Origin of the sequence: Actinacidiphila yeochonensis CN732 (genome assembly GCF_000745345.1) — a bacterium.
GTDB classification, from domain to species: domain Bacteria; phylum Actinomycetota; class Actinomycetes; order Streptomycetales; family Streptomycetaceae; genus Actinacidiphila; species Actinacidiphila yeochonensis.
On sequence record NZ_JQNR01000005.1, the window covers coordinates 2243084 to 2256524 of the forward strand.

At 75.2% G+C, this 13441-nt stretch carries 9 protein-coding genes and 1 pseudogene; 6 read left to right on the plus strand and 4 right to left on the minus strand.

The annotated features are described in order from the left end of the window. Nucleotides 1-17 precede the first annotated feature (17 nt). Nucleotides 18-1229: a pyridoxal phosphate-dependent aminotransferase gene (locus BS72_RS21505; RefSeq protein WP_037917050.1), complete on the minus strand. Its 1212-nt coding sequence runs from the start codon at nt 1227-1229 to the stop codon at nt 18-20. 218 nt (nt 1230-1447) lie between these two features. Between BS72_RS21505 and BS72_RS32595 the strand changes: the two genes are divergently transcribed. Continuing rightward, the gene (locus tag BS72_RS32595) at nt 1448-3676 is read left to right on the plus strand and encodes a KAP family P-loop NTPase fold protein (RefSeq protein WP_051951388.1); all 2229 of its coding nucleotides are present in this window, start codon (nt 1448-1450) and stop codon (nt 3674-3676) included. 84 nt (nt 3677-3760) lie between these two features. Here the strand turns inward: BS72_RS32595 and BS72_RS21515 are convergent. Together BS72_RS21515 and BS72_RS21520 are read right to left on the minus strand one after the other, a co-directional pair. Next, a pseudogene (locus tag BS72_RS21515) lies at nt 3761-5388 on the minus strand (N-acyl-D-amino-acid deacylase family protein). Nucleotides 5389-5456: 68 nt separating this feature from the next. Further along, entirely contained in the window at nt 5457-6752 is a 1296-nt protein-coding gene (locus tag BS72_RS21520) for an alanine racemase (protein WP_037912741.1), read from the minus strand. A gap of 574 nt (nt 6753-7326) precedes the next feature. Here BS72_RS21520 and BS72_RS21525 point away from each other — a divergent pair. The 3 genes from BS72_RS21525 to BS72_RS21535 are packed head-to-tail and all read left to right on the plus strand — an operon-like array spanning nt 7327 to nt 9861. Then, nucleotides 7327-8463 carry a sugar kinase gene (locus tag BS72_RS21525; protein WP_078901874.1) on the plus strand — a complete coding sequence of 379 codons (1137 nt, stop codon included), beginning with the start codon at nt 7327-7329 and terminating at the stop codon, nt 8461-8463. 19 nt (nt 8464-8482) lie between these two features. After that, the gene (locus BS72_RS21530; RefSeq protein ID WP_078901875.1) at nt 8483-9421 is read left to right on the plus strand and encodes an IclR family transcriptional regulator; all 939 of its coding nucleotides are present in this window, start codon (nt 8483-8485) and stop codon (nt 9419-9421) included. Continuing rightward, nucleotides 9418-9861 carry a RidA family protein gene (locus BS72_RS21535; protein WP_051951390.1) on the plus strand — a complete coding sequence of 148 codons (444 nt, stop codon included), beginning with the start codon at nt 9418-9420 and terminating at the stop codon, nt 9859-9861. The genes BS72_RS21530 and BS72_RS21535 overlap by 4 nt, the downstream gene beginning before the upstream one ends. 120 nt (nt 9862-9981) lie before the next feature. On the opposite strand, the gene BS72_RS21540 is transcribed toward BS72_RS21535, so the two are convergent. After that, entirely contained in the window at nt 9982-11520 is a 1539-nt protein-coding gene (locus BS72_RS21540; RefSeq protein WP_063836120.1) for a chitinase, read from the minus strand. A gap of 314 nt (nt 11521-11834) precedes the next feature. On the opposite strand from BS72_RS21540, the gene BS72_RS21545 reads away from it, so the two are divergent. Together BS72_RS21545 and cpaB are read left to right on the plus strand one after the other, a co-directional pair. Next, complete coding sequence (locus BS72_RS21545; RefSeq protein ID WP_198545932.1) at nt 11835-12683, plus strand: hypothetical protein; 849 nt, start codon at nt 11835-11837, stop codon at nt 12681-12683. Nucleotides 12684-12695: 12 nt separating this feature from the next. Continuing rightward, entirely contained in the window at nt 12696-13427 is a 732-nt protein-coding gene (gene cpaB / locus BS72_RS21550; protein WP_037912742.1) for a Flp pilus assembly protein CpaB, read from the plus strand. Nucleotides 13428-13441 lie beyond the last annotated feature (14 nt).

Genomic DNA, 13441 nt, shown 5'->3' on the forward strand with positions numbered 1-13441 from the left:
TCACGGCCGGGGGTACGTCAGGGCTGGGAGTAGCCGTCCAGGAAGCGGCCGATCCGCCCCACCGCGTCCCGCAGGTCCTCCGCGCGCGGCAGCGTGACGATCCGGAAGTGGTCCGGCTCCATCCAGTTGAACCCGGTGCCGTGCACGATCATGATCTTCTCGGCCCGCAGCAGGTCGAGCACCATCTGCCGGTCGTCCTTGATCTTGTACACCTGCGGGTCCAGCCGCGGGAACGCGTACAGCGCGCCCTTCGGCTTCACGCAGGTGATGCCGGGGATCTCCAGCAGCGCCTCGTACGCGGCGTCGCGCTGGGCCCGCAGCCGGCCGCCGGGCAGCACCAGCGAGTTGATCGACTGGTGGCCGCCGAGCGCGGTGGCGATGGCGTGCTGGCCCGGCATGTTGGCGCACAGCCGCATGTTCGCCAGGATCGTCAGACCCTCTATGTAGCTGGTGGCGTTCTGCTTGGGCCCGCACACCGCCAGCCAGCCGCTGCGGTAGCCGGCCACCCGGTACGCCTTCGACAGGCCGTTGAAGGTGAGCGTCAGCAGGTCCGGGGCGATGGCGGCGGTGGGGGTGTGGGTGGCGCCGTCGTAGAGGATCTTGTCGTAGATCTCGTCCGAGCAGAGCACCAGCCCGTGGCGGCGGGCGATGTCCGTCAGGCCGCGCAGCAGCTCGTCGTCGTAGACCGCGCCGGTGGGGTTGTTCGGGTTGATCAGGACCAGGGCCTTCGTCCGGTCGGTGACCTTGCGCTCGATGTCGGCCAGGTCCGGCATCCAGTCGGACTGCTCGTCGCACCGGTAGTGCACGGCCGTGCCGCCGGCCAGCGAGACCGACGCCGTCCACAGCGGGTAGTCCGGCGCCGGGACCAGCACCTCGTCGCCGTCGTCCAGCAGCGCCTGCATGGACATCTGGATGAGCTCCGAGACGCCGTTGCCGAGGTAGATGTCGTCGACGCCGAGGGTGATCCCCTTGGTCTGGTAGTGCTGCATCACCGCCCGGCGGCCCGACAGCAGGCCCTTGGCGTCCCCGTAGCCGTGCGCGTCGCCCAGGGTGCGCAGCATGTCCTCAAGGATCTCCGGCGGGCACTCGAAACCGAAGGGCGCCGGGTTGCCGGTGTTGAGCTTGAGGACGCGGTGGCCGGCCGCCTCCAGCCGCATCGCCTCCTCAAGAACCGGACCCCGGATCTCGTAACAGACATTGGAGAGCTTCGTCGACTGGATCACCTGCATGCGGGTCACGATACGGGGGGGTTGGAGTGGCCGCGCGGTGTTTTCCGCCACGTCGTACCGGGTGCGGCCGCCTCACGCGGCCCTCCCGCGGCTCCCCCGCGGGCCTCGGACGGCCTTCTCGCGGTTGTGGCACGGCGGTTGAGCGGGATTGCCGTGCGCGTGCCGCGGATTCGGCCGAGTGGGGGTCCCGCGGCCGTCCCGGCTGGAAGACTCGGACCATGGCGACCCCGTCGTACACGGCGCGGCGGCAGCCGCCCGGCGCGCTCCCGCCCACCGCCCGCCCGACCGGGCGCACCCCGGGCGCGCTGCTCAGCGACGAACCCGCCGCGACCGAGGACGACGACCTCCTCGGCGCCTGGGACGCCGCCGGGCGGCTGGCCGCCCTGCTGCTGGAGTCGCGCGGCTCCACCCCCTTCACGCTCGCGGTCGACGCCGGCTGGGGGATGGGCAAGTCCACCCTGATGCGGCTGGTCGAGCGCCGGCTGGAGGAGGCCCCGGGCGTCCACACCGTCTGGTACAACGCCTGGAGCTCCAGCGGCGCCGACGCCCTGGAGGGGCTGATCAAGTCGGTGCTCGCCCGGCTCGACCGCAACGTGCTGCGCAGGGCGCTGCGCCGGGCCCGCGCGGCCTCACCGGCCGCCCGCCAGGCCGTCCGGGTGCTGAGCCTGCTGGCGGCCGGCCCGCTCGGGGTCGCCGGGCTGGTGGACCAGCTGTGGAAGAGCCTGTCCGTGGACCCGGCCACCCGCAACGGGATGCGCGACGCGCTGCGGGTCCTCGTCGCCGAGTGGGCCGACGCGGCGCCCCCCGGCGCGCCCGGCCGGCTCCTCGTGGTCTTCGTCGACGACCTCGACCGCTGCTCCCAGCAGACGGTGCTGGCGCTGTGCGAGGCACTGAAGGTCTACCTCGACGTCCCCGGGCTCGCCTTCGTCGTCGGCTGCGACGCCGCCGCGCTCGACACCGACGGCATGCTGCGCGGCCTCGACCCGGCCGGCGCGGCCTTCATGGAGAAGATCCTCCAGACCAGCTACCGCATCCCCGTCGCCGGCCGGGACCGGATCCACCGCTACGTACTGGCCTGCGCCGAACGGGCCGGGCTGGAGCTGATGCTGGACGAGCCGCTGGTGGAGCTCCTGGCCTACCGCGCGTCCCGGAACCCGCGCCGGGTCAAGCGCCTGGTCAACGGGCTGCTGCTGGAGGCGCGGCTGAACCCGGTGTGGCGGAACGTCGGCCTGGACGCGGCGGTCCTCACCCTGCTGCTGCGCTTCCTCTACTCCGACTTCCACCGGCTGATGACCACCCCTGGCTGGGTGGGGCCCTGGTCGGACGCGGTGCGGGAGTTCCAGGAGTACACCGCGGTGCTGCCGTACCTCGCCTCCGCCGACGTCTGGGAACCCGCCACCGTCGAACTGGTCGCCCGTTTCGCGCGGCGCTACGCGGTGCCGCCGCCGGCCACCGCCGCGCCCGGCCCGGCCCGCCACGCCACCCTGGACGCCCTGGAGGACCAGCTCCCCGCGGGCTTCCCGGCGCTCGCCCGCGACCCCGCCTTCACGACGCTGCTGGGCGAGTTGATCCGCCGGCCGGACGCCGCGCGGGTGCTGCGGCTGCTGCGTGAGGGCCCCGAGCCGGACCCCGGACGGTCCGCCGCGACCACCCGGCCGGGGTACCAGGACGTGCTCGGGCACCCGTCGGACCACGGCTTCCCGCCCGTCGGCCCGGCCTTCGGGTACCCGCAGTCGGGGCACGGTGGCGGGGCGGGGCCGGACGGCCTGCCCCAGCCGGCCGGCTACCAGGGCCCGGCGTGGCCGTCGGGGGTGCGCGGCGGCGTCGGCCCCGCCCCGTCGGCGGCCCGGGCGGCCGGAGCGGGCCCGGGTGGCCGGAGCAGGAGCGGGAGTGGGAGGCCGTGGCGGAGGCGGGCCGGGAGCCGGGGGCATCCGTCGGGTCCGGGGCCGGGCCCTCGGTCAGCCCGGCGCTCGACCCGGACGACCCCGACACCTACCCGGCGGGCGCCCCCGACTGGTACGCACAGCCCACGCCCTACCCGCTCCGGCGCTCCGGCTTCCGCGAGGCCGCCGCGGGCGCTCCCGGCGGCCAGGCCGGGCAGCCGCGTCCGACGGTGCTGGTGGCCGGGTTCGACAGCGTGGAGGCCCCGCGGCTGGCCTCCGAGCTGCGCCGCGGCGGCGTCGAGGCGCGCTATGCCTACAACGACTGGGTCTGGCGCACCGCGCTGGCCGCCGCCCCCTCCGCGGTGCTGTGCCACAGCGGCGGCTTCGGCCGGCCCGACGGCTTCGCCCTGGTCCGGGCCGCCCGGGAGGGCGGCTACACGGGCCCCGCCGCCCTCTACACCCCCCGGCTCACGCCCAGCGCCCTGCGCGAGGCGGAGCGGCTGCGGGACGTGGAGATCCATGACGACGCGGGCGCCGCTGCGGCCGCCCTCGTCCAGCGGCTGACGCCGGCCGCCCCCGGCGGGCCGACCACCGGCGGGACGGGCGGCAGTGGCGGGGACGGGGGCAGCGGCGGCTACGGCCCCCGCCTCAACCTGCCGCCCGGCGGCGGGCCGGGACTGGCAGGGCCGGGGTCCGGTCTGCCGCCGGACGCGCCGGGCTCCGCCTGACCGACCGCCCGGCCAGTTCCCCGGTGCGCCGCCCGCCGTCCATCGCGAACCGGCCGTCCACCAGCACGTACGGGATGCCCTCGGGCGGCGCGGCGGGACGGTCGAAGGTGGCGCCGGCCGCCACCGTGAGCGGGTCGAAGAGCACCAGGTCGGCGCGGTGCCCGGCGCGCACCAGGCCCCGGTCGGGCAGCCGCAGCCGGGCCGCCGGCCGTCCGGAGAGGTGCGCCACGCACTCCTCCAGCGTCAGCACCCCCAACTCCCGCACGTACCGCCCGAGGTAGTGCGGGAAGGTTCCGTACGCGCGCGGGTGCGGCTTGGCTCCGGACAGGATGCCGTCGGAGCCGCCGGTGTGGGCCGGGTGGCGCATGATCGCGCGGACGTTCTCCTCGTCACCGACGTGCTGGAGGACGGTGCTGCCCAGCCGGTCGGCCAGCAGCAGCCGGCGGGCGGCGGCCCAGCCGTCCAGCCGGGTGCCGACGTACGCCGACAGCGCCGGGTCGGCCACCCCGGACACCTCGACGGCCGACCAGTCCGCCGGCACCCCGTGGCAGCCGTCGGAGCCCGCCTCCATCGCGCGGCGCACCGTGTCGGCGGTGGCGTCGTCCCGCAGCCGCTCCAGGGTCGCCGCGGGTCCGCCCTCGGAGGCCCAACTCGGCAGCAGCGCGGCCAGCGTGGTGCAGCCGGGGGTGTACGGGTAGGTGTCCAGGGTGATGTCGGCGCCGGCGGCGAGCGCCCCGTCCAGCAGGTCCAGCAGCTCGGCGGCCCGGCCCCGGTTGACGGGGAAGTTCATCGTGGCGTGCGCCAGGTGCAGCGCGCACCCGCTCCGCCCGGCCAGCTCCACCACCTCCGCGTACGCCGCCAGCGCGCCCGCGCCGTAGGAGCGGTGGTGCGGGCAGAAGTAGCCGTCGTACGCGGCCACCACCTCGCACAGGGCGGCCAGTTCCTCACCGGAGGCGTACATGCCCGGTGTGTACGTCAGTCCCGCGGACATCCCGACCGCGCCCTCGGCCAGGCCCTGGGCCACCAGCTCGCGCATCCGGTCCAGTTCGCGCGGGGTCGGCGGCCGGTCCGCCCAGCCCAGCACCATCGCCCGGACGGTGCCCTGCGGGACGAGGTAGGCGGCGTTCACCGCGACGCCCTCGTCGAGCCGGTCCAGGTACGCGCCGACCGTGCGCCAGGTGAAGCCGGCGTCGTCGCCCGGCCCGTTCCAGCCGGCGAGCTGGGCGCGCAGCTGCGGCAGCACGGTGCCGTCCACCGGCGCGTACGACAACCCGTCCTGGCCCAGCACCTCCAGGGTGACGCCCTGGGCCACCTTCGCCTCGTGGCCCGGGTCGGCGAGCAGGGCCAGGTCGCTGTGGGCATGCATGTCGACGAAGCCGGGCGCGAGCACCAGCCCGTCGGCGTCCAGCACCCGGCGCCCGCCCGGCCGCCGCCCCGGCCGGGCCGTACCACCTCGGCGATCCGCCCGCCGTCCACCGCCACGTCGGCGCGGAAGGCGGGCGCGCCGCTGCCGTCGGCCACCAGGGCCCCGCGGAGCACCAGATCCATGGACACCCATCCAACCGCGACGACGGGGCTTGGTCCATACCAAGCCGGAGGGGGGTGGGGCCGTCGGCTCAGAAGAACGTGCGGACCAGCGAGGTGACCGTGCCGTCCTCCCGGGCCACCGGGATCAGCGGCCACTTGTCGAACGTCGTGCACGGGTGGGAAAGCCCCAGCGCCACCCAGTCGCCGACCTCCAGGCCGTCCTCCGGCGGCACCCGCAGCCACAGGTGCTGGTCCGAGAGCTTCGCCGTCTCCAGCCCGGCCGGCGCCTCCCGTACCGTGCCGTCCCGCTCGGAGCGCACCAGCACCGGGCGAGGCAGGCCCAGGTCGAACGGGGCGTCGCGCTTGCCGGCGTTGAGGAACGCCTGGTCCGGGGCGGGCCGCGAGACCACCTGCGCCCACAGCCGGAACGCCGGGTGCAGCGCCCCCTCCCGCGGCACCCGGTTGAAGGGGGTGAGCCGCCGGTAGTGGTCGTCGTCGTGGGTGACGTACGCGCCCGAACGCAGCAGCGGCAGCAGCGGGCGGGACAGCGCCGGCGCGGCGCCGAAGACCTCGGCGACCTGGTCGAACCACGCCGAGCCGCCGGCGCTCACCACGATCCGCTCGGCGTCGTCGAAGTGCCCGGCGGCGTCCAACGACTGTGCCAGTAGCAGCAGTTCGCGCAGGTAGCCGGCGACCCGGGCCGGGTCCGGCTGCGGCACCTCGCCCTCGTAGCCGGCCACGCCGACCAGCCGCAGCGTGCCGGTGCGGCGCACCGCCGCGGCCACCTCCTCGGCCTCGGCGGCCGTGCGCACCCCGGTGCGCGCGCCCGGTCCGGCGCCCAGCTCCACCACCACGTCCAGGCGTCGGCGGGTGCCGGCGGCGCGCAGGGCGGCGTCCATCAGCTCCGCGCCGCGTGCCGAGTCGACGTACACGACGAGTTCGAAGTCCGGGTCGGCGTCCAGCTCGGAGCCCAGCCAGCGCAGCGCCGCCGGGTCCACCACCTCGTTGGCCAGGAACACCCGCGGCACCCCGAACGCCCGTGCCACCCGCACCTGATGGGGTACGGCCAGGGTGATCCCCCAAGCCCCGTGGGCGAGTTGCCGGGCGAACAGCGCCGGAGCCATCGAGGTCTTGCCGTGCGGCGCGAACCGCAGCCCGTGGTCGGCCGTGTAGCGCTCCAGCAGCACCAGGTTGTGCTCCAGCGCCTCCTCGGACAGGGCCAGCACGGGGGTGGTGAAGCCTCCGGTGAACAGGTTCCGCCGCTGGGCGGCGAGTTCGCCGGCGGTCAGGCCGTCGGCGTCCGGCGGAGTGCCCTTGAAACGGTGGTCGATCCGCTCCGCGTCCAGCTCCGCCACCCGCTCTTCGACGGTCCCTCGGCTGCCCATGCGGCCCTCCCGGTCCCCGGCCCCCGCGCGTCGTTGCGCGCTGTGCAACGGCCGTTGCGTATGCTGACGACTGCTGTCTAACATCCAGGTCGGCGCGGGGTCAAAGGTTCCCTCCGCCGGGCCGTTCCTCCCGATATCCCGATCCACCGATCCCTCGACGTCCCGACACCTCGGCGGCTCGACACCCCGGCGGTCCGCCTCGGCCCAGGCCCGCCTACCCGGCCGGGAGGGCGCACACGCCCACGGGCGCGGCCCTGGCCGGCGGCGGCACCGGCGGCCCGGTAGCCCCCGGCGCACCACCCGAACAGCGCCCGCACCCGCTCCACCCCGGTCCGGTTCCGTCTCCGTCCCGCCGTCGTCCCACCGCTGATGCCGTTGACGTTCCTTTGTCCCGTCGTTCCGCCGACCCCAGGGGAGTACGAGCCACGTGACCACCGTGACCCGTCCGTCCGGTCCGTCCGAGCCTTCGGGGGTGCCCGATCAGCGGCCGGGCGGCGGCGTCTCCGGAGAAGCGGCCCCGGCGGGTCCGGTGGGACCGGCGGCCCCGGTTGACGTGGTCTGCCTGGGCGAGACCATGGTCGCGTTCGTGCCCTCGCGGCCCGGCCCGCTCGCCGAAGTGCCGTCCTTCCACCGCGCGGTGGGCGGTGCCGAGTCCAACGTGGCCTGCGCGCTGGCCCGTTCGGGACACAGCGCCCGCTGGATCAGCCGGGTCGGCGCCGACGGGTTCGGCGACCACGTGGTGGCGACCGTCGCCGCCGCCGGGGTGGACACCAGCGCCGTCCGGCGCGACCCGCACCGGCCGACCGGCGTCTACTTCCGCACGGCGGGGGAGCGGGCCGCCACCCTGGACGCGGGCAGGCGGGCCGGGGCCGCCGGGGAGGTCGTCTACTACCGGGCGGGCTCGGCGGCGTCGGCGATGTCCCCGGAGCTGGTCCCGCGCTCCGCCGCCTGGTCCGGCCGGGTGCTGCACCTGACCGGCATCACGGCGGCGCTCTCCCCGACCTGCCGCGAGCTGCTGCGCGAGCTGACCGGGCGCGCCCCCGGCCGCCCGCTGCTCTCCTTCGACCTCAACCACCGCCCCGCGCTCTGGCGCGGCCTGGACCCCTCCTGGACGGCCGACCTCGCGCGCGCCTGCGACCTGGTCTTCGTCGGTGAGGACGAGGCCCGCGCGGCCTGGGGGCTGCCCGACGCCGACGCGGTGCGGGCGGCGCTGCCCGAGCCGGCCGTACTGGTGGTGAAACAGGGGGAGGCGGGCGCCACCGTCTTCGCCTCGCCGCCGCCACCGACGACGCCGCCGACGCCGGGCCGGCCGGCGGGGGCGGCCGGCGCCGGTGCCGGGACGCGGCTGCACGTGCCCGCGCCCGCCGTCGAGGTGGTCGCGCACGTGGGCGCCGGGGACGGGTTCGCGGCCGGGTTCCTGTCCGCCACGCTGCGCGGCCTGCCGCTGCGGGACCGGCTGCGCCACGGGCACCTGATGGCCGCGGCCGCCCTCACCGTCCCCGGCGACCTCGCCGAGCCGCCGTCCCGCGCGCGCCTCGACGCCCTGGCCGCGCTGGACGACGCGTCATGGGCGGCGCTGCGGCTCGCCCCCGGCTGGACGGCCGCTGGCCTGACTCCCGGCACGGTTCCGGGTGCCGCCGGCACGGGCGCGGGCAGCGTCGCCGTGGCGGGCCCGGCCGCCGCCGACGGCCGGGACGGGGGCGCGGCGTGACCGGCCGGGGGAGGGGCCGATGAGCCAGACCGTGGACCGGGCGCTGCGTATCCTGCCGCTGCTCGCCGAGGGCCCGGCGGGCCTTGAGCAGGTCGCCGCGCGGCTGGAGGTGCACAAGTCGACCGCCCTGCGGTTGCTGCGCACCCTGCGCGAGCACGGCCTGGTCTACCGCCAGCAGGACCAGCGCTACCGGCTGGGCGCGCGGCTGTTCGCACTGGCCCAGCAGGCGGTGGAGGCGCTCGACATCCGGGAGACCGCCCGCCCGCACCTGCTCGACCTCAACGAGGAGACCGGCCACACCGTCCATCTGGCGGTGTACGAGCAGGGCGAGGTGGTGTACATCGACAAGGTCGACAGCCGCTACCCGGTCCGGATGTACTCCCGGATCGGCCGGCCGGTCGCCATCACGGTGGCCGCCGTGGCCAAGCTGCTGCTGGCCGACCTGCCCGAGCCGCAGCGGCGCGAGGCCGTCGCCCGCCTGGAGTACCCGCGCTACACCCCCCGCTCCACCCCGGACGCCGCCGCGTACCTCGCCGAGCTGGCCCGGGTGCGGGAACAGGGCTGGGCGGAGGACCGCGGCGGCCACGAGGAGTCGATCAACTGCGTGGCCGCGCCCGTCCGCGGGCCCGACGGCCGGGTCTGGGCCGCCCTGTCGCTCTCCGCGCCCGACGTGGTGGTCACGGCGGACGAGCTGTCGCGGCTGCGCCCCTTGGTCCAGCGCACGGCGGAGGCGGTCGGCCGTGAGCTGTGCGGGGCCGACCCGCGCCCGCCGCACCAGGCCGGCCCGCCGGGCCCGGCGTCGCCGCTGTCCCCCGTACCCGCACCGTCACGCGCCCTGCCGTCCGGCCGGTCCGCGGGCCTCGCGCCCCGGCCCCGCCGGGACGCCCGGCCGGCCCGGAACCTGCCCGCCGGTTCCCCCGCAGTACCGCACTCCACGAGCGAGGACCCCCCGTCATGAGCCACTTCCCCGAGCCCAACCCCGACCAGCTGCCCCACCTGCCCAAGACCGCGATCACGCCGTCCACCCACACCGTGCCGCCCGCGCGGTTCTCGCACGGGGTGCGCAAGGGGAACATCCTCCAGGTCGCCGGGCAGGTCGGCTTCGGGCCGGCGGTGGAGGGCCGGCCGCCGGCGCCGGTCGGGCCCACCCTGCGCGAGCAGACCCTCCAGACGCTGGAGAACGTCCGGGCCGTGCTGGAGGCCGGCGGCGCCACCTGGGAGGACGCGGTGATGATCCGCGCCTACCTCACCGACACCGGCCACTTCGCCGAGTTCAACGAGGTGTGGAACGGCTACTTCGCCGACCTCGTACAGCCCCCCGCCGCCCGCACCACCGTCTATGTCGGGCTCCCGCAGGGGCTGCTGGTGGAGATCGACGCGCTCGCCGTCCTCGGCTGACGGCCCGGAGCCCGCAGCCGCGGCGGACGGGGGCGGCGCCCGGACCGGCGCGCCGCCCCTCTCGCCCCGCGCTGCGGCGGGACCCCGCGACAGCCCCGCGGCGCGGGGCTGTTCAGCCGGTCACGACATCCCGTGGACGTGCGCTCCGACCGTGTTGGACCAGGTGTTGCCCGCCGCCGCGTCCCAGTTGGTGGACCAGGTCATCGCGCCGCGGATGGTCGGCCACTTCGCCGACGGGTGGAAGCTGCCGCAACCGGTGCCCTGCGCCAGGCAGTCCAGCGCGTTGTCGACCACGCTGGGCGAGACGTAGCCGGAGCCGGCCGCGCTGGTGGACGCCGGGGTGCCGATGCCGACCTGGCTCGGGTCGAGTCCGGCCTGGATCGCGGTGCACGCCAGCGTGGTGATGAAGTCGACCGTGCCCTGGCTGTACACGCCCCCGTCGCAGCCGTTCATCGAACCGCTGTTGTAGTACTGGGTGTTGACGACGGTGAGGATGTCCTTGATCTTCAGCGCGGTGGCCAGGTAGTCGCTGGAGGCCGAGAGCATGTCGATGGTCTGCGGGGCCATGGTGATGACCAGGCCCGATCCGGCCTTCGAGCTCAGGGAGCGCAGCGCCTGCGACATGTACGTCGGGTTGATGCCGTTCTCCAGGTCGATGTCGACGCCGTTGAACCCGTAGGTCTGCATCAGGCTGTAGACGCTGTTGGCGAAGTTCGTCGCCGAGGTGGAGTCGGTCACCGAGATGGTGCCGTTCTGGCCGCCGACGGAGATGACCACCTTCTTGCCGGCCGCCTGCTTGGCGGCGATGTCCGCCTTGAACTGGGCGTCGGTGTAGTTGAGCGCCGGGTCGAGGGAGAAGGTGACCGCGCCGGGCGTGGTGGTGGAGGTGGCGAAGGCGACCGCGATGATGTCGTACTGGTTCTGCACCTGGGCGATCGTCTGCTTCGTCGCGCCGTTGTCGAAGTCCTGCCAGTAGCCGGTGACCGCGTGCTTGGGCAGGCCGGTCGCGGGCGGCGTGACCGGGGTCGTCGGCGGCGTGGTGGGCGGGGTGGTCGGCGTGTGGTGGGGGCGTGGTCGGGGCGTCGTCGGCGGTGTCGTGGTGCCGCCGCTGCCGGCCGGGCCGCTGAGCACCACGTCGTCGGCGTCGTAGGCGGGTTGGGCGTACCAGCCGTGCAGGTAGACCGTCACCGAGTGGGTGCTCGCGCCGGTGGTGAAGGAGGTGCTGAGCTGGGTGTACGAGGAGGCGCTCGGCGTCCAGGTGGACGGGTCGGTGCCGCCGGTGCCGGAGGCGCCGAGGTAGACGTAGGCGCCCTCCACCCACGCGCTCAGCGAGTACTGCGAGTTGGGCTGCACGCTGACGGTCTGCGAGCACTGGGCGGTGTCCGCGTTGGACGGCGCCGCCTGGAGTGCGGCCGAGCCCGAGTGGACCGGGCTGGTGACGGTGGTCGCGCCGCCGGTACAGGTCCAGCCGGAGAGGCCGGACTCGAAGCCCGGGTTCGCGACGAGGTTGGTGGTGGCGGCGCTCGCCTGGGGGCCGGCGACCAGGGCCACGCAGGAGCCGACCACGGCCGCGGCGCTGAGTCCGGCCAGGGCGCGGCGCCTGACGCGGGACCGTGCGGCGGCGCGGCCCTCCGGGTGAGAGCGGGTTGTACGTTCCACGACTGCCTCCTGGGTGTGGGGAGTTGGGGGTGCGCGGGCGACTGCCGACAGGACGACGATGCGGGGGAGACGGGCGGCGCGAGAGGGGGAGTGGTGGGGCGGGCGGGCCGACCTGTCATGAACACATGCGGTAGGAGAAAGTTGGTCCAGACCAATGCGGTTGTCAAGACCTCTGGTGGACACCTGTCGTTCACCGATCCCGATGCGCGACTTTCGGCACCCGGACGGCCGCACGTCGATAAGCTGACGACCGCGTACGTCCACGCGGTCCGGACCGGCCCACCGGCCGCCGCACGCAGATGGGGAGGTGCCGCATGCCGGGCGTCATCACGGTCACCGCGGACGATCTCACGCTCTCGCTCGAGGATCATCTGGCGCGCACCTCCGCCGCGTTGGAGGCCAACGGCCACCTCGTGGTGCTCGCCCCCGCCGAGCCGGCCGACCCCGCGCGGCGGCGGACGCACACGGTGCGGGCGATGCTGGACGGCGACCGGATCGCCATCGTGCCGCTGGCCGTTCCGCCGCTGGCCCGCACCCTCCTCGGCGAGCAGCTGCGCCAGCTCGCGACCGCCGACCTCGGGCCCGGCGTGCTGGCCGGCGCCGCCCGGCTGCTGTCGTACTACCTCTACTCCGGTGCCCTGCTGGCCTCCGTCAGCAAGCTGGACCGGGTTCCGGTGAGCGTCGGCGCCCACGTCAAGTCCCTCGTCCCCGGGCGCCACTTCGCCGTGCTCGCACACCCCGAGCCGTACCTCGGCGAGGCCGACGAGCAGCACGTGCCGCCGGGCCCCGGCTACCACACCCAGCTCGCCGTGGCCGGCGACGCCCTCGACACCGGCTGGGTGGCCGGCCCGCTCGCCGCGGCCTGGCACACCCAGCACCTGCGGCAGGTGCCGCTGCCGCCCGACTCCGCCTCCTGGTGGGGAACGTCGCGGCTGGTCGAGTTCACCGCCTACATCGCCGACATCGGCATGCTCTACCAACTCGTCACCTCCGTACGCCGCGACACCTGCACCTGGTGCGGCCTGGAGGCGATCGGCGACCAGTGCCTGTTCTGCGCCACCCGACTGGGCGAGCGCGCGGCCCCCGCCCGGCACGCCGCGCCCGCCTCCGGGCGCTCCGTGGAGGCGCCCACCCGCCCCCAACTCGAACCCCACAAGCGTTAGGTGCCGCCGCACATGAACTCACGTCAGCGCCGTGGCGCGGTCCTGCTCGTGGTCTCCGTGGTCTGCGCGGTGGCCGCCTTCGCCGGCGTCGTCGCCGTGGTCAGTGACGCCCGCTCGCAGGTCGGGAAGAAGACCACCGCGTACGAACTCACCACCGACGTCCCCGCGTACACCCCGCTGGACTCCTCCAAGGTTCGGCGGATCGACGTACCGGAGCGGTGGCTGCCCGCCACGGCGCTGAGCGACCCCGGCTCCTTCCAGGGCAAGATCGCCGCCGTGCCGCTGAAGAAGGGCTCGCTGCTCCAGTCGGGCATGGTCGCCGCCAAGCCGTCGCTGCGCCCCGGCCAGATGGAGATCGCCATCATGATCGACGCCGAGACCGGCGTGGCCGGGAAGATCACCCCGGGCGCGCGGGTCAACATCTTCGCCACCTTCGCCGGCCGCACCGACTCCCAGCCGGACACCTCCAAGATCATCGTCACCGACGCGCAGGTCCTCGACGTGGGCGAGATCCGCGCCTTCGACAAGGACGTGAACAGCCAGCGGCAGTCCGAGCAGGGCGTGCCCATCACCTTCGCACTCGACGCCGCGGACGCCCAACGCGTCGCGTACGCCGAGTCGTTCGCCGAACACGTGCGGCTCGCACTGGTGGCTCCGGGCGACACCTCGGCCCCGCCGCAGAGCGACCGCTCGTACACCCTCTCCGGCGACAACGGGGCCTCCTCCGCCGGGAGTCCGCAGTGATCCGGGCAACGGCG